General features: G+C 66.8%; 16 protein-coding genes. 13 read left to right on the top strand and 3 right to left on the bottom strand.

From position 1 onward, the window contains the following. Positions 1 to 6: 6 nt before the first annotated feature. Positions 7 to 1206 (bottom strand): ABC transporter substrate-binding protein, encoded by a 1200-nt coding sequence (locus tag GOQ09_RS13855; protein WP_157613927.1) that lies wholly within the window; start codon positions 1204 to 1206, stop codon positions 7 to 9. A 198-nt stretch (positions 1207 to 1404) separates the two neighbouring features. Between GOQ09_RS13855 and GOQ09_RS13850 the strand changes: the two genes are divergently transcribed. From GOQ09_RS13850 to GOQ09_RS13805, 10 genes are all read left to right on the top strand, one after another. Further along, a complete protein-coding gene (locus tag GOQ09_RS13850; RefSeq protein ID WP_157613926.1) occupies positions 1405 to 2664 on the top strand; it encodes a dienelactone hydrolase family protein in 1260 nt (419 codons plus the stop codon). Continuing rightward, positions 2661 to 3629 carry a PDR/VanB family oxidoreductase gene (locus GOQ09_RS13845; RefSeq protein ID WP_431769272.1) on the top strand — a complete coding sequence of 323 codons (969 nt, stop codon included), beginning with the start codon at positions 2661 to 2663 and terminating at the stop codon, positions 3627 to 3629. The genes GOQ09_RS13850 and GOQ09_RS13845 overlap by 4 nt, the downstream gene beginning before the upstream one ends. A gap of 27 nt (positions 3630 to 3656) precedes the next feature. Further along, positions 3657 to 4961, top strand: coding sequence for an aromatic ring-hydroxylating dioxygenase subunit alpha (locus tag GOQ09_RS13840; RefSeq protein ID WP_157613925.1), 1305 nt, complete (start codon positions 3657 to 3659; stop codon positions 4959 to 4961). After that, positions 4958 to 5443, top strand: a complete 486-nt coding sequence (locus GOQ09_RS13835; protein WP_157613924.1) for an aromatic-ring-hydroxylating dioxygenase subunit beta — start codon at positions 4958 to 4960, stop codon at positions 5441 to 5443. Before GOQ09_RS13840 ends, GOQ09_RS13835 begins: the two co-directional genes overlap by 4 nt. A gap of 20 nt (positions 5444 to 5463) precedes the next feature. Beyond that, a complete protein-coding gene (locus tag GOQ09_RS13830) occupies positions 5464 to 6042 on the top strand; it encodes a cysteine hydrolase family protein (RefSeq protein WP_157616703.1) in 579 nt (192 codons plus the stop codon). A 26-nt stretch (positions 6043 to 6068) separates the two neighbouring features. Next, complete coding sequence (locus tag GOQ09_RS13825) at positions 6069 to 6851, top strand: SDR family oxidoreductase (RefSeq protein ID WP_157613923.1); 783 nt, start codon at positions 6069 to 6071, stop codon at positions 6849 to 6851. A gap of 132 nt (positions 6852 to 6983) precedes the next feature. Further along, positions 6984 to 7271: a BufA1 family periplasmic bufferin-type metallophore gene (locus GOQ09_RS13820; RefSeq protein ID WP_157613922.1), complete on the top strand. Its 288-nt coding sequence runs from the start codon at positions 6984 to 6986 to the stop codon at positions 7269 to 7271. A gap of 15 nt (positions 7272 to 7286) precedes the next feature. Continuing rightward, positions 7287 to 8132: an MNIO family bufferin maturase gene (bufB, locus tag GOQ09_RS13815; protein ID WP_157613921.1), complete on the top strand. Its 846-nt coding sequence runs from the start codon at positions 7287 to 7289 to the stop codon at positions 8130 to 8132. Continuing rightward, the gene (locus tag GOQ09_RS13810) at positions 8129 to 8917 is read left to right on the top strand and encodes an HvfC/BufC N-terminal domain-containing protein (protein WP_157613920.1); all 789 of its coding nucleotides are present in this window, start codon (positions 8129 to 8131) and stop codon (positions 8915 to 8917) included. Before bufB ends, GOQ09_RS13810 begins: the two co-directional genes overlap by 4 nt. Beyond that, on the top strand, positions 8914 to 9399 hold the full coding sequence (locus GOQ09_RS13805) for a DoxX family protein (RefSeq protein WP_126745826.1): 486 nt from the start codon (positions 8914 to 8916) through the stop codon (positions 9397 to 9399). Before GOQ09_RS13810 ends, GOQ09_RS13805 begins: the two co-directional genes overlap by 4 nt. A gap of 50 nt (positions 9400 to 9449) precedes the next feature. On the opposite strand, the gene GOQ09_RS13800 is transcribed toward GOQ09_RS13805, so the two are convergent. Then, positions 9450 to 10394, bottom strand: a complete 945-nt coding sequence (locus GOQ09_RS13800; protein ID WP_157613919.1) for an alpha/beta fold hydrolase — start codon at positions 10392 to 10394, stop codon at positions 9450 to 9452. A 116-nt stretch (positions 10395 to 10510) separates the two neighbouring features. Between GOQ09_RS13800 and GOQ09_RS13795 the strand changes: the two genes are divergently transcribed. From GOQ09_RS13795 to GOQ09_RS13785, 3 genes are all read left to right on the top strand, one after another. Beyond that, positions 10511 to 11332: an AraC family transcriptional regulator gene (locus GOQ09_RS13795; RefSeq protein WP_157613918.1), complete on the top strand. Its 822-nt coding sequence runs from the start codon at positions 10511 to 10513 to the stop codon at positions 11330 to 11332. Between the two features lie 71 nt (positions 11333 to 11403). Then, complete coding sequence (locus GOQ09_RS13790; RefSeq protein WP_157613917.1) at positions 11404 to 12084, top strand: hypothetical protein; 681 nt, start codon at positions 11404 to 11406, stop codon at positions 12082 to 12084. 414 nt (positions 12085 to 12498) lie between these two features. Further along, complete coding sequence (locus tag GOQ09_RS13785) at positions 12499 to 23532, top strand: autotransporter-associated beta strand repeat-containing protein (protein ID WP_157613916.1); 11034 nt, start codon at positions 12499 to 12501, stop codon at positions 23530 to 23532. A gap of 77 nt (positions 23533 to 23609) precedes the next feature. On the opposite strand, the gene GOQ09_RS13780 is transcribed toward GOQ09_RS13785, so the two are convergent. After that, entirely contained in the window at positions 23610 to 24092 is a 483-nt protein-coding gene (locus GOQ09_RS13780; protein WP_157613915.1) for a hypothetical protein, read from the bottom strand. Between the last annotated feature and the right edge of the window lie 194 nt (positions 24093 to 24286).

The raw sequence follows: 24286 nt of genomic DNA, 5'->3' as shown, positions 1-24286 counted from the left end.
GCTTCGTCAGGCCGGCTTCATGGCGCACTTGGCGGACGAGCTGTCCTGATAGTTCTGCAGCACCGTGCCGATCACCTTGTTGGCAATGCGCCCGCTCGCGTCCTTGCCGATCACGCGCAGGTAGTAGTTCTGAATGGGAAAGTTGTTGGCACCGTAGCTGAAGTCGCCCCGCACCGACTTGTACCTGGCGGCCTTGATTGCCTTGAGCAGCGCCGGCCGGTCGGCCACCTTGCCGCCCACGTCCCGCACCGCCGCGTCCATGGCCATGAGCACGTCATACGCCTGGCCCGCATAGAACGACGGGTTGCGGCCGTTGTTCTGCTCCCGGAAATCCGCCACGAAGCGCTTGTTGGCCGGGTTGTCGAGGTCGTATGACCAATGCGCGGTGTTGAAGAGCCCGAGCATCGGCTCGCCGACGGCGGGAATCATGTCTTCGTCGGCCGAGAAGGCGGTCGAGATCAGCGCCACCTCTTTCGACAGGCCCGCGCCGACAAACTGCTTGATGAAGCTCACGCCCATGGCGCCCGGCAGAAAGAAGTAGAGCGCATCGGGCCTGGCCGCGCGGATCTGCGCGATTTCGGCGGAGTAGTCGAGCTGGCCCAGCTTCGTGTAGAGCTCATCGCTCACCGCGCCCTTGAAGTTGCGCTTGAAGCCGGTGATCGCATCCTTGCCGCCGGGGTAGCTCGGCGCAATGAGCGCGACCTTCTTGAAACCCTTGTCCGAAGCGAATTTGCCCGCCGCTTCGTGGTATGCGTCGTTCTGGTAGGACGCGCCGAAGAAATACGGATTGCACCTGGCCCCCGAGTAGTCGCTCGGGCCGGTGTTGCTCGAGAGATAGGGCACCTTGGCCGCGAAGAGCGGCGCGCCCACGGCGAGTGCGACCGTCGAGCCGATGGGGCCGGTGAACAGGTCGATCTTGTCGCGCAGCAGCATGCGCTCGACCACCTGCCGGGCCAGGTCGGGGCTGCCGCCCGTGTCCGCCTCGACAAACTCCACCGGGACGCCGCCGAGCTTGCCGCCCAATTGCTTCATTGCCACCGCGAAGCCGGCCTTGGCCTCGGCGCCGCCCACCGCAAACGGGCCGGAGAGGTCCATCGCCAGGCCGACCTTGACGGTTTGCGCCTGGGCCCGTGCTTGCGATGCGAATGCGCCCGTGACGGCGAGCGCCAGCAAAGCAACGGCGGTTGTGATTCTTGCCTGCGACATGAAGGATCTCCTCAGGGGTGATTCGGATGGCGTGGGTTGCAACAAAGGTATGTATGCGCGGGGGCCGAGTCTCCACGGCGCGCGAACGGCGGGCTATCCACTTTTCGCGCGGCCTGCGCCTGCAAGAAGTGGACAGACAGCACGCGGGGCGCTCCACAGAATCGTCCGCCGAACCCCACCACTTCGGAGACTCGTCCCATGAGCCAATACATCGACATCGCAGCCGCCGACGGCCAGGCCTTTCGCGGCTACCTTGCATTGCCGCCCTCGGGGCAAGGCCCCGGCATCGTGCTGTGCCAGGAGATCTTCGGCATCAACGACTACGTGCGCGAAGTGGCCGACCTCTATGCCGAAGAGGGCTACGTGGTGCTTGCGCCCGACCTGTTCTGGCGCATGGAGCCGAATGTCGAGCTGGGCTATTCGCCCGAAGACTGGCAGCGCGCCTTCGGCTTCTTCCAGAAGTTCGATGTGGCGGCCGGTGTCTCGGACATCACGGCCAGCGTGAAGGCGCTGCGCGCGCACCCGGCATGCACCGGCAAGGTGGGCGCCCTGGGCTTTTGCCTCGGCGGAAAGCTCGCGTATCTTGCGGCTGCGCATTCGGGCGTGGATGCGGCGGTGGGCTACTACGGCGTCGGCATCGAGGCCGACCTGGAGGTGCTGCCGAAAATCGAATGCCCGATTGCGCTGCACTTCGCGGAGCTCGACAAGTTCTGCCCGGCCGAAGCGCGCAACCAGGTGCTCGAGGCCTTTGCAGGCAAGCCCGGCGCGCAGATGTATGTGTACCCCGGCGTGGACCACGCATTCGCGCGCACCGGTGGCGATCATTTCGACAAGCCCTCCACGCTCATGGCCCACCAGCGCTCCATGGCGCTGTTCAAGGACGCCATCGGCCCCGTCTACGACCTGTCTGCGCTCTGGGACAAACACTGCGAATACGAATTCGCGACGCGCGACGTGGTCGCCACCATGGGCACGATGGTGAGCGAGCCTTATGTGAACCACATTCCCACCATGACAGGCGGGGTAGGGGCCAAGGAGCTCTCGCGCTTCTACAAGCACCACTTCATTCCCACCACGCCGCCGGATACGCGGCTTACCCCCATCTCGCGCACCGTGGGCGCCACGCAGATCGTCGACGAGATGCTCTTCTGCTTCACCCACACGGTGGAAATCGACTGGATGCTGCCGGGCATTGCGCCTACCGGCAAGGCGGTTGAAATCCCGCTCGTGGCCATCGTCAAGTTTCGCGGCGACAAGCTCTATCACGAGCACATCTATTGGGACCAGGCCAGCGTGCTGGTGCAAATTGGCCTGCTCGATGCAAAGGGCCTGCCGGTAGCCGGCGTGGAGACGGCGCGCAAGCTGGTGGACGAGCATCTGCCTTCGAACACGCTGATGCCGCGCTGGCAAAAGTCGACCAGCCTGACCATCGCCGATCCGGCCCTGCCACTCGGATGATGGCGGGCGACTCGGAGATGCTCGAACTGGTGGTGGAAGCGGTGAGGCCGCTCACGCCCGCAATCAAGGCCTTCGTGCTGCGGAGCGCGCACGGCGGTGCCTTGCCGCCGTACACGCCCGGCGCTCATCTGGGCCTGCAAGTCGTCCAGCCCAACGGCCGCGTCGGCCAGCGCGCCTACTCGCTGGTGGCGCCGCACGCGGAGGGCTGCTGCTACGAAGTTGCGGTGCTGCATGAGCCGCAAGGCTCGGGTGGCTCTGCATGGATGCATGGATTGAAGCCGGGCGCCGTGCTGACGGCGCAGCCGCCGCGCAACGATTTCGCGCTGCATACAGGCAGCGTGCCGCCGCTCCTGATTGCCGGCGGCATCGGCATCACGCCGCTGCTGTGCATGGCCCGGGCGCTGGCGGCCGAAGGACGCGCATTCGATTTCTTCTATGCCAGCCGCAGCGCGGTGCACACCGCGTATCTGGACGAAGCGCGCGCGCTGGGCGCCACCGTCGTTCATGACGGCGGCGATCCGGCCCGCGTCCTCGACCTGCGCGCTGCGCTTTCGGCTCCGCAGCCGGGGCGCCACCTTCATGTGTGCGGACCCAAGGGCATGGTGCAGGCCGCGGTCAACCTGGCCCGAGACCTTGGCTGGCCCGGCGACCAAGTGCACTGCGAACTCTTTGCCGGTGCGCTGGAGCAAGAGGGCGACGCGCCTTTCGAAGTGTGCACGCTGCGCTCGGGCAAGACGCTGACCGTGTCCGCCCACCAGAGCCTGCTCGACGTGCTGATCTCTGCGGGGCTGGACCCTTTGTACGACTGCCGCCAGGGCGATTGCGGCGTGTGCGCCGTTGCAGTGGAAGAGGGCGTTCCCGACCACCGCGACCACAACCTGAGCGCCCGGGAAAAAGCCGAGGGCCGGACCATCTGCACCTGCGTGTCCCGCGCGAAGACGCCGCACCTGGTGCTCGACATCTGACCACCACATTTCAGGAGACCCATTCCCATGACCATCGACCTGCAGGCACTCGTGCAGCCTGACCGCGTGCACAAGCGCGTGTACACAGACCCCGCGATCTTCGAGCTCGAGATGGACCGCATCTTCGGCCAGGCCTGGATCTACGTTGGCCACGAGAGCCAGGTGCCGAACGTCGGCGACTACTTCACCACGCGGCTCGGCCGCGAACCCGTGGTGATGGTGCGCCACACCGACGGCAAGGTGAACGTGCTCTACAACCGCTGCCCGCACAAGGGCGCCAAGATCGTTCCGGACGGCAGCGGCAGTGCCGGCAAGTTCTTGCGCTGCCTTTATCACGGCTGGACCTTCAAGTGCGACGGCAGCCTGCTCTCGGTGCCGCTGCGCAGCGGCTACGAAGACACCGCGCTCGACCTGAAGGCGCAACAGCACTCGGTGCGAAAGGTGGCGCGCGTGGCCAGCCACCGCGGCTTCGTGTTCGCGAGCCTGGCTGAAGAGGGCCCCGAGCTCGTCGAGTTTCTGGGCGGCGTGGCCACCTCGCTCGACAACTTCTGCGACCGCGCGCCGGACGGCGAAGTGGAAGTGGCCGGCGGCGTGCAGCGCGTGATACAGCGCAACAATTGGAAGATCTTCTTCGAGAACCTGCACGACACCATTCATGCGGTGGCCACGCATGAATCGTCGTGGCGCGCGGCCAAGGAAGAATTCGAGTCGATGCCGGCCGGCACGCCCAAGCCCTTCGAGGTCGTGATCGTCGACGGCAACGGAGAGCCGCTGGAGTTCTGGGAAAAGCTCGAACTCAAGGGCTACGACCACGGCCACGGCTTCATGGAAGGCATCTTCGTGCCACCCACCGATCCGGTGAGCCTGGCCTACGTGGCGGCGCTTCAGGCAAAGCAGGGCGAGGCGCGCGCCGACCAGATTTTGCGGGTGAACCGGCACAACACCATCGTGTACCCAAGCTGCTCGCCGCACACCTCATTCCAGCAGATCCGGGTGATACGGCCACTCTCGGTCGATCGCACGCTGGTCGAAATATTCAGCTTTCGATTGAAGGGCGCACCCGAGGCCACATTCCAGCGCACGCTCAAGTACACCAACATCGTCAATTCGCCCTCGTCGAACGTGATGCCCGACGACCTCGAAGCCTACAACCGCGTGCAGGAAGGCCTGGCTTCCGACGGCGGCGACTGGGTTAGCATGCACCGCGGCATGGGGCGCGAGCAGCCCTTGCCGGGCGGCCGCTCTTCCAACGGCAACAGCGAAATGCCGGCGCGCAACATGTTCGGCGCCTGGGCCTCGTACATGGGTGTGCGGACCGGAGGCGCCGAATGAACTTCAACGACTGGCAAGAGCAGCAGGACATCACGCAGTTCCTGTTTCACGAGGCACGCCTGCTCGACGAGCACCGGTGGGATGAATGGCTGCGGCTGTTCACGCCCGACGGGCTGTACTGGGTGCCGCTGGTCCACGGCCAGACCGACCACCTCAACCACGCCTCGCTGTTCTGCGAAGACGCCTTGCTGCGCTCGATGCGTGCGCGGCGGCTCGAGCAGGCCCGTGCCTACTCGCAGCAGCCGCCGACTCGCACCGTGCACGTGCTGGGCAACATCTCGCTCGAGTCGCGCACCGAAGCCGGCTGCGTGGTGCGCTCGACCTTCCACCTGCTCGAATGGCGCAAGACCGAGCAGCGCGCGTTCGCCGGCAGCGTGCTGCATACCCTGCGCCGCGAAGGCAACGAGTGGCGCATGGAGATGAAGCGCGTAGAGCTCGTCAATTGCGACGCGCCGCACGAAGCCTTGCAGGTGTTCATGTGACCCAAGCCGCGCTGCTGGCCATGCACTACCAGAACGACGTGCTCCACGCGGACGGCAAGGTGCGCGTGGGCGTGGCCGCCGACGACCCCGCGCGGCCACGCCTGATCGCGGCTGCCGCGCGGCTGATTGCCGGCGCACGTGCGAGCGGCGTGCCGGTCATCTTCGTCCGCATCGCCTTCGCGCCCGGGTATGCGGACTGCCTTCGCAACAGCATGCTGTTCCGCCGCGTTGCCGAAACCGGCGCCGTGCTCGACGGGCAATGGGGAGCGGAGTTCTACGCCGAACTGGCGCCGCTGCCCGGCGAGGCGGTCGTCACCCACAAGCGCAACAATCCGTTCTGGGCCAGCGGGCTCGAAGAGGCGGTGCGCCGCACCGGTGCCACGCGGCTGTACGTGGCGGGCATTGCGACGAACCACGTGGTCGAGCACGGTGCGCGCCACGCCAGCGACCTGGGCTACGACGTGGCGGTGGTGGCCGACGCATGCAGCACCGCGCAGCCGCACCTGCACGCGGCCAGCCTGGAAACACTGGGCATGCTCGCGGACGTGATGCTCGTCGATGAAGCGATTGCACGCATGAAGAACAATGCAACACCGTAGAACATGAAAGAACCGAAAGGCACGCCATGAGTCTGCAAGGCAAGGTTGCCATCGTCACCGGCGCGGCCGCCATGCTCGGCAGCGCCATCGTTCGTGCCTTTGCGCAAGCCGGCGCGCAGGTGCTGGCTGTAGATATCGATGCCGAGCGCGGCCAGGCACTGCAGGCCGATCTGGGTAGCGGCTGCCGCTTCGTGGCTTGCGACATCGCATCCGACGCGGCGCTCGACGCGCTGCTGGCGGACGTGCTCGCCACCGAAGGCCGTATCGACTTTCTCATCAACAACGCGGTGGTCTACGGCGACAGCGGCATGGCCGCCACGCGCGGCGAATGGCTGCGCGCGCTAGACGTCAACCTCGTGTCTGGCGCGGTGCTGGTGCAAAAGGCCGCTGATGCGCTGGCCGCGCAGCGCGGCGCCATCGTCAACATGGGCAGCGTGGGCGGCAAGTTCGGCACAGCGAACCGTGCGCTCTATCCCGCGGCCAAGGCCGCCATCCTTCAGCTCACGCGAAACCAGGCCGCCACGCTGGCGCCGCGCGGCGTGCGCGTGAATTCGGTGTCGCCCGGGTGGACCTGGTCCGATGCATTGAGCCGCATGGCAGGCGGCGACCGTGCGCATGCCGACCGCATGGCGGCGCCATTGCATCCGCTGGGCCGGGCGGGGGACCCGGACGACGTCGCGCAAGTGGTGCTGTTTCTGTGCTCGGATGCCGCGCGCTTCGTGACCGGTGCAGACATTCCCGTCGATGGTGGTTTCTCGATGCTCGGGCCCGACCAGGGGCGGTCGGCGCGCGACTGGTTCGACGCCTGAGCTTTCTGTACGCAAAAATTTTTTTGCCGATCGAGAGGAGCGCTGTAACCCCGGCTTCCGAAGTGGCGAACTAGCAAATAACCGCGCATTCCGGCGCGGTTGCAACTGTTCAACCATCTTCGGAGCTCATCCATGATCAACCGTCCCCTCGCCATTACCGCCCTTGCACTGGGCGCCCTTGCCGCCGGTTCCGCCATCGCGCAAGACAAACCCATGGCCGACAAAATGGTCACGATGGAGAAATGCTACGGCGTTTCGATGGCAGGCAAGAACGACTGCGCCGCCGGCCCCGGCACCACCTGCGCCGGCACCTCGAAGATGGATTACCAGGGCAACGCCTGGAAGAACGTGCCGGCCGGCACGTGCGCCACGATCAAGACGCCCAAGGGCATGGGTTCGCTGGCTCCCATCAAGTCCTGACCGGCGCGCGCCGCCATGCCAGAAACCCTCACGGCCGGCGTCGGGCTCAAGCCGGAGCACTACGTGCCTGCGCTCGACGCACGCAGCGAGGGCCTGTGGTTCGAGGTGCACCCCGAGAACTACATGGTGGCGGGCGGCCCGCGGTTCGGCTGGCTGGAAGCGATTCGCTCCCGCCATCCGGTGTCGCTGCATGGCGTCTCGCTTTCGCTGGCGGGCGATGCGGAGCCCGACGCCGCGCATCTTCAGCGGCTGGCAGCGCTGGTCCGGCGCATTCAGCCGGCGTTGGTTTCCGAACATCTGGCGTGGTCCGCATGGAACGGCCAGTACTTTCCGGATCTGCTGCCGTTTCCGCGCAGCACCGCCGCGCTGCACCGCATTGCGGCCAGTATTGCGCGCACCCAGGACGCGCTGGGCACCGCCATCGCCATCGAGAACCCGTCCCACTACCTGCGCATCGATGGGCACGAGTGGAACGAGATCGATTTTCTTCGCGAGCTTGCGCAGCGCACCGGCTGCAAGCTGCTGCTCGACATCAACAACGTGTATGTGTCCGCCCGCAACCTCGGTTTTTCAGCCGCGGACTGGATCGACCGTTTTCCGCATGCGCTGGTCAGCGAAGTCCATCTTGCGGGCCATGCTGCCGACCCGAACCTGGGCGATTCGCTGCTGATCGATTCGCACGACGCGCCCATTGCGCCGGAAGTCTGGCAGCTGTATCGCCGCTTTGTCGAACGGGCGGGTGCCCGGCCCACGCTGATCGAACGCGACGGCAATGTGCCGGCCTTCGAAGAATTGATGGCCGAGCGCGAGCAGGCCGCCGCCGAGCTCGAGCACGCCACGACGCAGGAGGCCATCGCATGACCATGCCGCACGGCCGGTTTCAGCAGGCGTTTGCAACGGCGCTGTTCTCGCCCACCGAAAGCCTGGACCCTGCGATGCGGGGGCTTGCGGCGCAACCCGCTTTCGCCGTGTACCGGAACACGGTGATGAAGGTGTGCATCGATGCACTCGAGGCCAACTTTCCGACCGTGGCGCGGCTCGTGGGCAGCGAGTGGTTTCGCGCCGCCGCCGCGCTCTACGTGAGTGCCGAAGCGCCGCGCGATGGCCGCCTTCTGCACTACGGCAGCGGCTTTGCCGAATTTCTGCGGGGCTTCGAGCCTGCCGCTGAACTGGTCTACCTGCCAGGCGTGGCGCAACTCGACACGCTCTGGCGCGAGGCCCATGTCGCAGAGGACGCGCCCGTCGCCGATGCTGCATGGGTGGCCCGCCAATCACCGGAGCAGATGTCAGCCTTGTCGCTCAGACCTCATCCCGCGGCACGCTGGGTGTGGTTCGACGACCAGCCAGTGTTCACCATTTGGGAGCGCAATCGGGCGCAGGGCGAAGTCACCGATGAACTGGCCTGGCAAGGCGAGGGCGCCTTGCTGACGCGGCCGTACGACACCGTGAGGTGGCAAGGACTCACGCAGGCCAGCTGCGTCTTTCTCGATGCCTGCGCAGGCGGAGCAACCCTCCAGCAAGCGGCGGAGCGCGCACTGGCCGTCGATGCGAAAGCAGACCTTGCCGCCATCTTTGCCGGGCTGCTGAGCGCCGGCGCATTCACCGCCCCATCTTCATCGCCCGCATCCAACGAAAGAACACCATGAGCACGAATCTCCAGGCGTCGGACTCGATTGCAACCGGCAGCACTCGCGGCCTGCGCGCCCACTGGAATGCCGCGGCCGAAAGGCTCACGCGCGTCGTGACGCACGATGCGCTGGCGCTGGCCACGCGCGTGTCTGTTGCGGCCATCTTCTTCTATTCGGGCCGCACCAAGGTCGAAGGTTTTCTTGCGCTGACCGACAGCGCCTACGAACTGTTCCGTACCGAATACAAGCTGCCACTCGTTCCGCCCGAGCTCGCCGCGCATCTGGCCGCCTATTCGGAGCATCTGTTCCCTTTGCTGCTGGTGCTGGGCCTGTTCACGCGTTTCTCGGCGCTGGCGTTGCTGGGCATGACGCTGGTAATCCAGCTCTTTGTCTACCCCGACGCATGGCCCACGCATCTCTCATGGGCCGCGCTCATGCTGTATCTGGTGGGCCGCGGCGCCGGCCGTCTTTCGCTGGACCACGCCCTGGGCATTCGCTGAGCGGCCTTGCGCCGGCGGCGGTTCCGCGGCAGGCCCGCCGCCGCGCCTGCTTACTCCTTGATGAAATTCAACAGGTCGTTGTTGAGCCGGTCCTTGTGCGTGTCGGCAAGGCCGTGCGGTGCGCCTGCATAGACGATCAGCTTGGCGTTCTTGATCAGCTTGGCTGATGCGCGGCCCGACGCGTCGATCGGCACGATCTGGTCGTCGTCACCGTGCACCACCAACGTGGGCACGTCGAAGCGCTTCAGGTCTTCGGTGAAATCCGTGGCCGAGAAGGCGGCAATCGAGTCATAGGTGTTCTTGTGGCCGGCCTGCATGCCTTGCGCCCAGAACGACTGGATGGAACCCTGCGACACCTTGGCGCCCGGCCGGTTGAAGCCGAAGAACGGACCCGAGGCAATGTCGAGATACAGCTGCGAGCGGTTCTCCAGTTCGCCCTTGCGAATGCCGTCGAACACCTCGATCGGGAGGCCGCCCGGGTTCTTGTCGGTCTTCAGCATGAGCGGGGGAACCGCGCTCACCAGCGCCGCCTTCTTGACGCGGCTGGTGCCATGGCGGCCGATGTAGCGGGCCACCTCGCCGCCGCCGGTGGAAAAGCCGACCAGCGTCACGTCCTTCACGCCGAGCGCGTTGATCACTGCGGCCAGGTCGTCGGCGTAGTGGTCCATGTCGTTGCCTTCCCAGGGCTGGCTCGAGCGGCCATGGCCGCGGCGGTCATGCGCAATCACGCGGTAGCCCTTCGAGGCGAGAAAGATCATTTGCGATTCCCAGCTGTCCGAACTCAGCGGCCAGCCGTGGCTGAAGGCAACGACCTGGCCGTTCCGCGGGCCCCAGTCCTTGTAGTAGATCTGCACGCCGTCGTTGGTGGTGATGTAGCTCGCGCTTTTTGCAACCGCGGCGGCCGGCTGGCGAACGGCCGACTTGTCGGCGGCGAACACGGCGTTGGCGGCAACAGCGAGGGCGGCCACGGCGAAGATACGGGTAACGGCGTTCATGTTTCTTTCCTTTGATTCGGTTTGAGGTTTCAGGTCGGAATCGACAGAACGAACTTTACGTGTGTGGCGAAACGATTGGTGATAAAAAGTCCTGATAACTTGACTTGGAGTATTTCATGCCTGATCGGCTCGAAGCCCTGCTGACGCACTTTTCCGTCAGCGCGCGGGTGTTCCACACCGGCGCGCTCTGCGGAATCAACGACCTGGACGGGCAGGGCGCAACCGGCCAAATGCACCTGGTGCGCCGCGGGGAGGTGGGCGTCAGCCACGGCGGCGCGGAGGTGCTGCGCATCGAGCGGCCAAGCCTTTTGATGTACCCGCGGCCCATGGCGCACAGGTTCATTACCGACGCCGCGCGCGGCGCGGACTTTGCCTGCGCGCATCTGCAGTTCGAAGGCGGCGCCGCAAACCCGATCCTGGCCGCGCTGCCCGCATTCGTGTGCCTGCCGCTGGAAGAAATCGACGGCACCGAGGGCGTGCTGGAACTGCTGTTCGAAGAGGCCTTCGAGCAGCGCTGCGGCAAGCAGGTGCTGCTGAACCGCCTGTTCGACGTGGTGGTCATCCAGGTGCTCAGGCACCTGATGGAAAAAGGGCAGACCCGCTCGGGCCTGCTCGCGGGGTTGTCGCACCCGCGCCTGCGAAACGCCGTGGTGGCCATGCACGAAAAACCCGCGCTCGAATGGACGCTCGACGCACTCGCCGCCGAAGCCGGCATGTCGCGCAGCGTGTTTGCCATCCAGTTCCGCGACACCGTGGGATGCACGCCAGGGGTCTACCTGCAGCGCTGGCGAGTGGGCCTTGCGCAGCAGGCATTGCGCCAGGGGCGCCCGCTCAAGCTCATTGCGCAAGAGGTCGGCTACGGGAGCGAAGCCGCGTTGTCGCGCGCCTTCAAGGCACAAAGCGGCCTTTCGCCGCGGGAGTGGAAGCAGGCTGCATGAGGGTGGGCTCGGTTGCCCCTGACACGACGGTGCGGTAGCCTCCCGGCACCAACACTGCCAGGAGTCTCTCGATGCCCAGTCGCTTGCTTCTCTCCGCTGGCGCTGCCGTTGCAGCCACCGCATTGATCATCGGTTGCGGTGCCATGGGTTCATCGGTCGGCAACCCGATGAGCTTCTTCATCACCAGCGTCAACCCTGGCAAGGGCGGCGACCTCGGAGGCTTGGCCGGCGCCGACCGCTTCTGCCAGTCGCTGGCCACGAGTGCGGGGGCGGGCAACAAGACTTGGCGCGCTTATCTGAGCGTCGCTCCCGCGAACGGACAGCCGGCCGTCAATGCGCGCGACCGGATCGGCGCCGGTCCCTGGACCAATGCCAAGGGCGTGGTCGTCGCCACCAGCGTGGCCGACCTGCACAGCGCCAACGCCAAGGTCGGCAAGGACACCTCGCTGACCGAGAAGGGCGAGGTTGTCTCCGGCGCCGGCGATCCGGTCAACCGCCACGACATCCTCACCGGCTCACGCCCTGACGGCACCCTGGCCGTGGCCGATCCCGGCAAGGACACCACCTGCGGCAATTGGACCAAGAGCGACGGCGGCTCTGCCATCGTGGGTCACCACGATCGCAAGGGCACCAATCCCGATCCAGTAGCCAATGCCTCGTGGAACTCGTCGCACGGTACGCGCGGCTGCAGCGTCGACCAACTCAAGATGAGCGGCAGCGCAGGGCTGATGTACTGCTTCGCGACCAACTGACTTCGGCAGACGGGCGGGTTGAGACCCGCGCCGTCGTCGTGGTAGCGCAACACACCTCAGGTTCTGTTCAGGTTTTGAATAGATAGGTTCTAGTAACGAATTTGTACGGATTGTTTCCTAGTTGTACGCTTAACAGCAACAACTAGTGGAGACAGACGATGAGTTCGAGGCAACGTCGCGGGCCAGCCGCAACAGCGAATCCACCCAACCAGAGCGGCCAGCTCTTGCGTCTGAACCCCCGGCGGCAGCAGGTCCCCGGGCTTTTCTCTCCACATCCCTGATCGCGCCGCCCGTGGCCTTTTCCCTGGCCGCAGCGAATGTGCGTACAGCGAGGCCGCAAAGCCGGAACTCGCCCGCGCGTGCACACGCGCGCAAGTCATCTTTTCAAATCCGTCGCCGAAGGAAAAAACTTCAATGAACCACGTGTTCTGCACTATCTGGTCGAAGACTCTAGGCACTTGGGTGGTCGCCTCGGAATTGGCCACGCAGCATGGCAAAAGCGGCGGAGTCGACAAGCGGCCTCATTCGAAGGACGCAGTGGACCGGTTCGCTGCCGCAGACATGCGCAGCCCCTGGGCCCTGCGGCTGGTCGCGCTGGCGGCGCTGCTTGCCTTGTACGCACCGGTGCAGGCCGCGAACCTGTATTGGGACCCGAACACTTTCGGAGTCGGCCTGGGCGGCGACGGAACCTGGAATACCTCGTCCATCTGGAACACCACCGGCAACGACGTGGCGGGTCCGTGGATCGGCTGGACCAACGACCCACTGGACACTGCCATCTTCAGCGGCACCGCCGGAACAGTGACGCTGGCCACGCCGATCACGGCGAACAGGCTTAATTTCGCCGTCCACAACTACACGATCACCGGCGGCACGTTGACGCTGGGTGGCGTCGCGCCGACCATCGATGGCGCCGGCAATGCGACCATCAGTTCAACCCTGGCCGGTACGGCCGGCCTCACGAAGGCGGGCACCGGCAACCTCGTCCTGAACGGGGCCAACACCTTCACGGGCGGCATCAATCTCAACGCTGGCACCCTGACCGTGAACGCAGATGCGGCGCTGGGCGCGGCGAGCAACACGGTGAACCTTGCCGACGGCGCGCGCCTGACGGCCAACGGGGCGCTGAGCGCCACCCGCGTTGTCAATCTGACGGGTGCGCAAGGTCAGGCGGCCGGGGCCGGCGTGGGTTTCGCCCGGTTCACCGGCAGCGGCGGCCTGCAAACCTACGCTGGCGCCACGATGAGGAACGATGCCAGCGACTTCACGGGTCAGACCACGCTCTACGTTGATGGCGCCTTCTCCTTCACTTCCGTGCGCAACGAAGGCCAAGCCAGTTCGCTCGGCGCCGGGAGCGGCGCAAACGGCACGATCCGTTTCTACTCGGTCAACTCTTTCTTCGACACCGCAAGCTACATCGGGAGCGGGGACAGCTCGAACCGCAATTGGGAGTTCACCGACGCGGGCAGCGCCTCGTCCGGCGCCGGGCTTTACAACGCAGGAACCGGAACCCTGACGCTCACCGGCGGTATGGCCGCCATCGGCACCCGCACCACCCCGATCCATTTCCGCGCCGCGACGGCCGACCTCGAGCTTCTGGGGACGATCAGCGCGAACAACGCCCGCTCCCTCTTCTTCCATGGCAGCGGCGTGAATCGAACCATCACTTTGGGCGGCGCCAACACCTACAGCGGCCTCTCGTATATCGGCTACACCGGCGCAGTGACGGTCCGCGCCCGGACGCTTGCTGACACCGGCGTGGACAGCTCCTTGGGTACGGGAGTGGGCGGCGGCGTCATCCTCATGAATGGGTCCGCACTGAGCTATACGGGCGCGGGCGCCAGCAGCAACCGCCCGTGGACGATCGGGGGTAGCGGCGCAGGTTGGGGAGCCAGCGGCAGCATTCTCAACGACGGCACGGGCGCACTGGCGCTGAGCGGTGCCGTGAGTCTCGACCCCGTGGCCAACAACAGCTTCACGCTCGGCGGCAGCTATGCGGGCGCGGCCAACACTCTCTCCGGCGTCATTTCCGGGACGGGCAACCTCGTCAGCACGGGTTCCGCGACATGGAACCTCACGGGAGCCAACACCCGCACTGGTGCCATCACGGTGAACGGCGGGACGTTGCGCGCGGGCAGCGCCTCGGCCTTCGGCACGACCACTGCCGTCACCGTCAATGCGGGCACGCTGGATCTCAACGGCAACGACATGACGACCGCGACGCTCGCCGGATCCGGCGGCACGGTGGCTCTGGGCGCCGCAAACCTGACGCTCACGGCCGTCTCGGGCGCCGCGACCTATGCGGGCAGCATCACCGGCGCCGGCGGTAGCCTGACCAAGACGGGCGCGAGCACCCTGACGCTGACCGGGCAGAGCACCTATACCGGCGCCACCACGCTGGCGGGCGGCACGCTGGGCTTGAACTTCGCGGGGGCGGGCGGGCCGACCAGCAACATCATTTCCGGCGCCTCGGCACTGGGCATGAGCGGCAGCACGCTCACCGTAACGGGCGCTGCCGGCGAGGCCAACGTGCAGAGTTTCAACGGGCTGAACGTGACCGCCGGCAGCAACAGGATCGGCACGGCGCCAGGCGCGGGCGGCACTGTCACGGTCAATCTCGGCGGCATCACCCGCAGCGGCGGCCTGATCGATTTCGGCACATCCGCCAGCGGCATCATCACGACAGCCAATGCCAATGGCACGCTCGGGGGTTGGGCAACCGTCAACGGCAGCGACTACGCCAAGGTGCAGGGCGGAAGCATCGTCGCCTTCACCGCCGCCGACTACACGAACAAGGACGATGCGGGCGCCTGGCTGAACAACGAATTCATCAGCGACGCCGGCGGCGCGGTCAATACAGCCTATTTCGGTACGGTCGCTGGCAGCAAGCAGCTGGGCGGCCTTCAATACACCGCGGCGGCCAATTCCACGGTGAACGTGAGCGCCGGAGAGACGCTGAGCATCGACGGCGCCATCATCGTCGCGCCCACGGTGAACAACACCACCAAGACCATTCAAGGCGGCAACCTGACCGGCTCCCCAGGCGGCGGTACGCTGGGCGTCTTGCAGAACGGCGGCGCCACCAGCAACTTCACCATCGCCTCGACGATTGTCGACAACGCCGGCGCCATCGGCTTCAGCAAGGGCGGCACCGCGCGGGTTACGTTGACCGGCGCCAACACCTACACCGGCACCACGACTGTAAGCGGCGGCACGCTGTCCATCGACACCGTCGCCAACGGCGGTCTGGCGAGCAGCATCGGCGCTTCATCCAGTGCCTCGTCCAACCTGGTGATCGAGAACGGCACGCTGAGCTACACCGGCGCCAGTTCCGCCACCGACCGTGGCTTCACGCTGGTCGACGGCGGCGCGTCGCGGACCGTCGAGGTGACCAACGGCGCCACCAATCTGGCTTTCAATGGAGTGGTCACCAGCCCCGACGACGCAGGCTTCACCAAGACTGGCGCGGGCACGCTGACGCTGGGCAACGCCGGCAACGACTATGTCGGCGTCACGACGGTGAGCGGCGGCACCCTGTCTGTCGGCACGCTTGCCGATGGCGGTCTTGCCAGCGGCATCGGCGCCTCCGGCAGCGCATCCAGCAATCTCGTTCTAAGTGGCGGCACGCTTGCCTACACAGGCGGCACGACGAGCACGGATCGCGGTTTCACCGTCGGCGTTGTCGGCGCGGGCGGCAGCAGCGGTGGCATCGACGTGAGCAACGCCGCCACCACTCTGACCATGAGTGGCGCGGTGGTCGGGGACGACGGCTTGCGCAAGGAGGGCGCGGGCACGCTGGAGCTTTCCGGAACCAACACCTACTCGGGCGGTACCACGGTTAACGCCGGTACGCTGCGGGCGGGGTCCACCCAGGCTCTTGGCACGGGCAACAACCTGCAGGTGCAGGCCGGCGCCACGGTCGATCTCAACAACTTCAACAACAGAATCGGCGCGCTGGGTGGCAGCGGCAGCGTGACCCTTGGCTCGGCCACGCTGACCTCCAGCGGCACTGGCACCTTCTCGGGCACCATCAGCGGCACGGGTGGTTTCACCGTCGCCGGCGGTACGCAGACGATGAGCGGCTGCAACAATACCTACACCGGCGCCACGGCCCTCAACGGTGGCCGTATCGACGTCAGTTGCCTGAACAATGGCGGCGTGGCCAGTGACATTGGCGCCTCGAGCAACGCCGCCTCCAATCTGCTGTTCAACAACGGTTATCTCTATTACACCGGCGGCAGCATCAATATCGATCGAGCATTCACGCTGCAGAGCGGGTTTGGCGTGCTCGGTGTCAGCAACGCGGCGACAACCCTCGGCATTGGCGGGTCGATTGGAGGCGGCGGCACGCTTTACAAGAGAGGACCGGGCACGCTGGTGCTGTCCGGCAACAACACGTATTCCGGTGGCACAGTTGTCGACGAGGCCGGTATCCTGCGCGCAGGTTCGACGACGGCCTTCGGTACCGCTGGCGTCACCATGGGCAACGTTGCCGGCGCGATACTGGATCTCAACGGCCTCAACAACACGGTCTCTGCATTGAACGGCGGCGGAGCGGCGGGGGGCGACGTCACGCTGGGCGCGGCGACGCTGACGATCAGCAACGGCGGCTTCAACTACGCCGGCAGCATCAGCGGCACCGGCAATCTGGTCAAGACCGGCGGCAACGCCCAGGGTCTGCTTGGTTGCACGAGCACCTATAGCGGCACGACGACCATCAACGGCGGCACCCTGGCCGTCGACTGCCTCACCAATGGCGGCAACAACAGCTCGATCGGCACCAGCGGCTCGGCCGCCAGCAACCTGACCCTCAATGGCGGCACCCTCTTTTACTCTGGCCCGACGACGAGCACCGATCGCTTGTTCACGCTCGGCGCCACCGGCACGCTCTCCGCTTCGGGCACCGGTCCGGTCAGCTTTACGAACACCGGCGCCATCGCGTTTGTCGCTCCCAACGCCAACAGTCTCCTGGGATTGGCTGGCACGAACACCGGCAACAACAATCTTGCCGCGCAGATCACCAACAACGGCACCGGCACCACCTCGCTGACCAAGAGCGGCACCGGCACCTGGATTCTCAACAATCCGAACAGCACCTATACCGGCGTCACCACCATCAGCGGCGGCGTGCTCGGCGTCGACAAGCTCAGCAATAGCGGCGTGGCCAGCAGCATCGGCCAGTCGTCGAATGCAGCGAGCAACCTCGTGATCGGCAGCGGATCGACGCTGCGCTATACCGGCGCGGGCGACACGACCGACCGGCTGTTCACGCTGTCCACCGGGGCCAGCGTCATCGAGTCGTCGGGCACCGGCGCCGTCGTGTTCAGCAACACAGGATCGGCCGCCTACACCGGCAGCGGAGCCCGCACTTTGGCGCTTGGCGGAACCAACACCGGCGCCAACACGATGGGCGGGACCATCGTCGACGGCCCCGGGGGCACGACGACGCTGGCCAAGAACGGACCGGGCAACTGGATCCTGACGGGCAACAACACCTTCACCGGCAACACGGTGATCAACGACGGCAACCTGACGATCGGCAATGGCGGCACCACGGGCAACGCCGGCGCAGGCAATGTGTTCGTCGTCAATTCGACCTCGACGCTGTCAGCGAACCGCAGCGACACCTTCAACTTCAACGGCACGATCAGCGGCGCGGGCAATCTAGCGCAGATCGGCACCGGTACCACCGTGCTGACGGCCGCGGGCAATTCGGTCGGCGGCACCACCTCGATCAGCGCCGGCACGCTGCAGGTCAACGGCGCCCTGGCCACGGCCGGTATCTCGATGACCGGCACTTCCGCACTGACGGTGAACGGCACGGTGCAGGCAGCCGGTGGCACGGCCTCGGCGGTCACCGGCGACGCCGGTGCCAGCACCCTCAACGTCAACGTCGGCGGCACGTTGCGCGCAGGCGGCAACCTGGGCGCCGGCGCGGACACCGCCACCCTGGCCGGCACCCTGAACACCGGTGCCGGCACGCTCGACCTGGGCGCCGACAACGACACACTCGCGCTCAACGATGGCGGCACGATTGCCGGCATCGTCAGCGGCGGCACCGAAAGCGGCGCCGGCGACACGCTGCGGGTGAACAACACCGCCAGCCGCACGCTGGATGGCACCAGCACCGCCGGCTTCGAAACGCTGGTCAAGCAGGGTTCCGGCACGCTCACGCTCACCGGTGCGCAGAGCTATTCCGCGGGCACCGCGGTGCAGGCAGGCACGCTACTGGTCAATGGCATCCAGACCGGGGCAGGGGGGCTCACCACCGTGCAAAGCGGGGCCACGCTGGGCGGCACGGGCACCGTTGCCGGCGACGTGACCATTGCCAGCGGCGCTGCGCTGAGTCCGGGCAATGCCGGTGCGGTGGGCGCATTGACCGTCAATGGGAACCTGACGCTGAACAACGGCTCGGCGCTCAACTACCAATTCGGGCAAGCCAATGTGGTGGGCGGCCCGCTCAACGATCTCACCACGGTGGCGGGCAACCTGACGCTGGACGGACTGCTCAACGTCAACCCGACTGCCGGCGGCAGCTTCACGCCCGGCGTGTACCGCGTCATCAGCTACACCGGCGCCCTGACCGACAACGGCCTGACCATCGGCAGTGCGCCCGCAGGCAGCTACGCCGTGCAGACTTCGGTCGCGAACCAGGTGAACCTGCTCAACAGCACTGGCGTCTCGCTCAACTTCTGGGACGGTCCCGGCAACCAGAACAACGGCACGATCCAGGGTGGCAACGGCCTGTGGCAGAACGCCGCCGGCGGCGACAACTGGACCGACCAGACGGGCGCGATCAATGCAACGTTTGCCGATGGCGCTTTCGCCATCTTCAGCGGAACCGCCGGCACCGTCACGGTCGACAACAGTCTCGGTGCCGTCAGCGCCTCGGGCATGCAGTTCACCGTGGATGGCTACACCATCAGCGGCGATCCCCTCACGCTGAACGGCGCGCCGTCGATCATCCGCGTGGGCGACGGCACCAGTGCGGGCGCGGGCATGACCGCCACCATCGACGCGGCGCTGGGCGGTGCGGGCGGGGTGCAGAAATCCGACCTCGGCACACTGGTGCTCGGTGGCACGAACTCCTACACCGGCGGCACGAGCGTGAACGGTGGCGTGCTGCAAGTGGCCGCCGATGACAACCTGGGCGACGCAAGCGGTGGGCTCACGCTCGATGGCGGCGCATTGCGCAACTCGGCGGGATTCGCGTCCGCGCGGGCCGTCACGCTCGGCACCAACGGCGGCACTTTCGATACGCAGGCGAACCTCACGCTGTCCGGCACCATCGGCGGCACGGGTTCGTTGACCAAGACCGGCGCCGACACGCTGACGCTCACCGGCAGCAACACGTATATGGGCGGCACGTCCATCAACGGCGGCACAGTGGCGGTATCCGCGGATGTCAACCTCGGCAATGCCGGCGGCGCGCTCTCGCTCGATGGCGGCACGCTGCAGAGCACGGCCGCCTTCACGTCTGCACGGGCAGTCACGCTCAATGCGGGCGGCGGCACCTTCCAGACCACCGCCGACCTCACGCTGACCCGCGCGATCGGCGGCTCCGGCGCGCTGACCAAGACCGACGCCGGCACGCTGGTGCTCACCGGGAACAACACCTACGGCGGCGGCACCACGATCTCGGCGGGCACGCTGCAACTGGGCAATGGCGGCGCCACGGGCTCCATCGCGGGCAATGTCACCAACAACGGCACTCTGGTCTTCAACCGCTCGGACACCTACAGCTTCGGCGGCACGATCTCCGGCAGCGGCGGCGTCACGCAGCAAGGCACCGGCATCACGGTGCTGACCGGCAACAACAGCCATGGCGGCAGCACCGCGGTCAATGCCGGCACGCTGATCGTCAATGGCAACCAGGCGGCGGCCTCCGGAGCCACGTCGGTGGCAGCCGGCGCCACGCTGGGCGGCGTCGGCACGATCGGCGGCAACGTGTCGGTGGCCGATGGCGCAACGCTCAGCCCGGGCAACCTCGGCAGCGTGCCGGGCACGCTGACCGTCAACGGAAACCTGACGCTGGGCAATGCCTCCGCGCTGAGCTACAACTTCGGCCAGGCCAACGTGATCGGCGGCGCCTACAACGACCTGACCAGGGTCGCGGGCGACCTCACGCTGGGCGGCACCCTGAATGTCGCGACCACGCCGGGCGCGACGTTCGACCCCGGCATCTATCGCGTCATAAGCTACGGCGGCACGCTGACCAACAACGGCCTGGTCGCCGGGACGATGCCTTCGCCGAGCTTCTATGTGCAGACCTCGGTGAACAACCAGGTGAACCTGGTGAACACCGCCGGCTTGCCGGTGGACTTCTGGGATGGCCCCGGCAACCAGAACGACGGTGTCCTCCAGGGGGGCACCGGCCTCTGGCAGAGCGCCGCCGGCAACGGCAACTGGACGCTGGGCGATGGCAGCGTCAATGCGCCGTTCCCGGACGGCAGCTTCGCGGTCTTCGCTGCCGCGCCGGGAACGGTCACGGTCGACAACAGCCTTGGCGCGGTCAGGAGCAGCGGCATGCAGTTTGCCGTGGACGGCTACACGGTCCAGGGCGGCCCGATCGCGCTGACCGGTGCGACGAACATCCTGCGCGTGGGCGATGGCACTGCCGACGGCACGGCCATGACCGCGACGATCGCCTCCGCGCTGACCGGCACGGGCGGCGTGCAGAAAACCGACCTCGGCACCCTGGTGCTGACCGGTGCCAACACCTACGGCGGCGGCACGAGCATCACGGCAGGCACGCTGCAACTGGGCGACGGCGGCGCCAGCGGTTCGATCGTCGGCGACGTGGCCAACAACGGCACGCTGGTCTTCAACCGCTCGGACAGCACCACGTTCGGCGGCGCCATTTCGGGCAGCGGCAGCGTCTCGCAGGCGGGTGCCGGCACCACCGTGCTCACCGGCACCAACACGTATCTCGGCACCACGAACGTGCAGGCCGGCACGTTGCTCGTCAACGGCGATCAGTCCGGCGCGACCGGGCTCACCACCGTCCAGGGTGGCGCGACCCTGGGTGGCAGGGGCACTGTCGGCGGAGACGTAGCCATCGCGGGCGGCGCCACGCTGAGACCGGGTGATGCGAGTGCCCCCGGCACGCTGACCGTCAATGGCAGCTTGTCGCTGGACAGCGGCGCCACGCTCAACTACCGGTTCGGCGAGGCCGGCACCGCGGGAGGGGCACTGAACGATCTCACCGTGGTGCGCGGCAACCTTGCGCTCGACGGCACGCTCAATGTCAGCATCGCGCCGGGCGGCAGCTCCGGGCCGGGCGTGTATCGCGTGTTCAGCTACGACGGTGTCCTGACCGACAACGGCCTGGCGCTTGGCACGGTTCCGCCGGGCGACTTGTTCGTGCAGACCTCGATCGCCCAACAGGTGAACCTGGTGAACACCACCGGTCTCACGCTGAACTTCTGGGATGGCCAGAGCACCCCGGGCAATGGCGCGATCGACGGCGGCAACGGCACCTGGCGCCTGGCCGACAACGAGAGGTGGACCGAGGCCAGCGGCGCGGTCAATGCGCCGTACTCCAACGGTGCATTCGCCATCCTGGCCGGCACGCCGGGCACCGTGGCGATCGACAACGGCAACGGCCAGATCGAGGCGTCGGGCCTGCAGTTCGCAACCGATGGCTACCGCCTCACGGGAAGCACGCTGGCGCTGACGGGCAGCGCGCCGACCATTCGCGTGGGCGATGGCACCGCTGCGGGCGCCGGCATGACGGCCACTATCGACGCGGCGCTCGCCGGCACGGGTGCATTGACCAAGACCGATCTGGGCACGCTGGTGCTGAACGGCAACAACACGTTCAGCGGCAGCACGACCGTGGAAGCCGGCACGCTGGCAGTCAATGGCAGCCTCGGCGGCAGCAGCGTCAACGTGCTCGCAGCAGGCCGGCTGAAGGGCTCGGGCACGGTCGGCAGCCTGGCCGTCGCGGGCACCGTCGCGCCGGGCAACTCGATCGGGACGCTGACGGTCAACGGCAACTTCACGCAAGCCGCGGGCTCGACCTACGAGGTCGAAGTCGACCCGGCATCCACGGCCTCCGACCTGATCCACGCCAGCGGCACCGCCAGCATCGCGGGCGGAGCGAAGCTCAACGTGACGCGCATCAGCAGCAGCGACTTCGTGGTGGGCAACCGCTACACGGTCGTGACCGCCGACGGCGGCGTCACGGGCACCTACAGCCTGGGCGGCGACACCCGCACCGCATTCGTCCAGTTGCGCGACACCTATGACGCCAACAACGTCTACCTGAATGCCGAGAAGGTGCGCAGCTTCACCGACGCAGCCGGCACGCCCAACCAGGCGGCCGTCGCCGCGGCGCTGGACAGCATGCCCCAGAGCAATGCGCTGGCCAATGCGGTGGCCTTCCTGCCCAACGACTTCGCGGCGCGCGACGCACTGAACCAGCTGTCGGTGGACCTGCATGCCTCCAGCAAGACGGCGATGCTGGAAGACAGCCGCTTCGTTCGCGAGGCGGCCATCGACCGCCTGCGCACGGCCAGCTGCGCGCCGGGCAGCGCGCCGCCGCAGCCGGCACAGCAGCAACCGGCACAGCAGCAACCGGCACAGGCGCAGCCGGGCAGCCAGCAAGACGGCTGCACGCCGGCCGACAGCCAGGCGGGCACCGCCTGGGGCCAGGTCTTCGGCTCGTGGGGCCACATCGACGGCGACGCCAACGCCGCCAAGCTCAAGCGCGACATCGGCGGCTTCGTGGTCGGTGCCGACAAGGCCGTCGGCGCCGGCTGGCGCGTGGGAGCCTTCGGCGGCTACAGCCGCACCAGCGCCGACACCGACGCGCGCAACAGCAGCGCCAAGACCGACAGCTATCACCTGGGCCTGTACGGCGGCACGCAGTGGGGCGCCACCTCGTTGCGCCTGGGCGCGAGCCAGAGCTGGAACAAGCTGGAGACCAGCCGCTCGGTGGGTTTCGAAGGCTTTGCGGACAGCGTCTCGGCCAAGTACGACAGCACCACCACGCAGATCTTCGGCGAAGCGGGCCACCGCATCGACGCGGCAGGCGTGGCGCTGGAGCCCTTCGCGCGCCTGGCCCATGTGCGCGTGAAGAGCGACGCCTTCCTGGAGCGCGGCGGGCTGGCCGCGCTGTACGGCCAGGGCGGCAGCGTCGATGCGACGTTCTCGACGCTGGGCGTGCGCGCCAGCACCCAGCTGGGCAGCACCACGCGGCTGCGCGGCATGCTTGGCTGGCGCCACGCCTTCGGCGACACGACGCCCACCAGCACGCATGCGTTCGCAGGCAGCATCCCGTTCACGCTCGCGGGCGTGCCGCTGGCCAGGAACGTGGCGGTGGTCGAGGCGGGCGTGGACATGCAGCTGCGGCCGAACCTCACGCTGGGGGCTTCCTACTCGGGGCAGTTCGGCGGCGGGCTGAAGGACCACGGGTTCAAGGCGAGCCTGAACTGGGCGTTCTGAGAGCGGACACGCAAGCTGCTCGGCCGCGCCTCGCGGCCGGCACTTGCGCTCCCTGGCGATGTTCTATTTGTTGCGCCTCAGAACTGCGCTTGCGCGTCGCCCGTCCGGTCATGCACCCAGCGTATCGCCTGCTGCTCTCCATGCCGGGTTGCCTCAGCCTCTGTCCCATACACGATCTCTTCCGTGTCGTTGGGCAGTTGTGTCTCTTCTTCATCCGCAGGCGTGCGGACAACAACAACGATGGGTTGATAGCCGCCGCGCACGGGCTCCGCGCGAAGCTCAAAGCGGAATCCGCGGTATTCAAGAGAATGCCCGTCGGAAATGGGTGTGCTGTCGTCTGTCATGGTTGTTGACCCGGAGTTCCAGAAATCGTGCGCCAGTTTGGGAGCGGCGGCCTGCAGGCGTGCGGAGGAACCGTTTGAAGGACGGTGCGCCGCGCGATCTCGTTTGCCAGGCAGAGGTCTTTGCTCCAGATAGCGCTCCCACAGATACAGCGCCGGCAGGGCAAACAGGTGCATTGCCGCTGCGAAGATGCCAGCGCAGAAGAGGGCGATTGCCACCAAAGGGCTTGCCGCAACTCCCAGGATCGTTCTTAACATGTTGGCTTAAAAAGTGAAAAAGTCAGCGGCCCGCCAGCGCCTGCGGGCAAATCTAGCCGGGCGCGATCGGAAGGTCGTACGGCTGGGCTGACGGATTGCGTAGGAGGCTTGCCAGCCGGGTCTTTCCGACCGATTTGGGAGGGCATACTTCGCTC

This window comes from Variovorax paradoxus, assembly GCF_009755665.1.
Taxonomy (GTDB): Bacteria; Pseudomonadota; Gammaproteobacteria; order Burkholderiales; family Burkholderiaceae_C; genus Variovorax; species Variovorax paradoxus_G.
The sequence above is the reverse complement of the archived record's forward strand: the minus strand, read 5'-3'. Positions and strand labels throughout refer to the sequence as shown.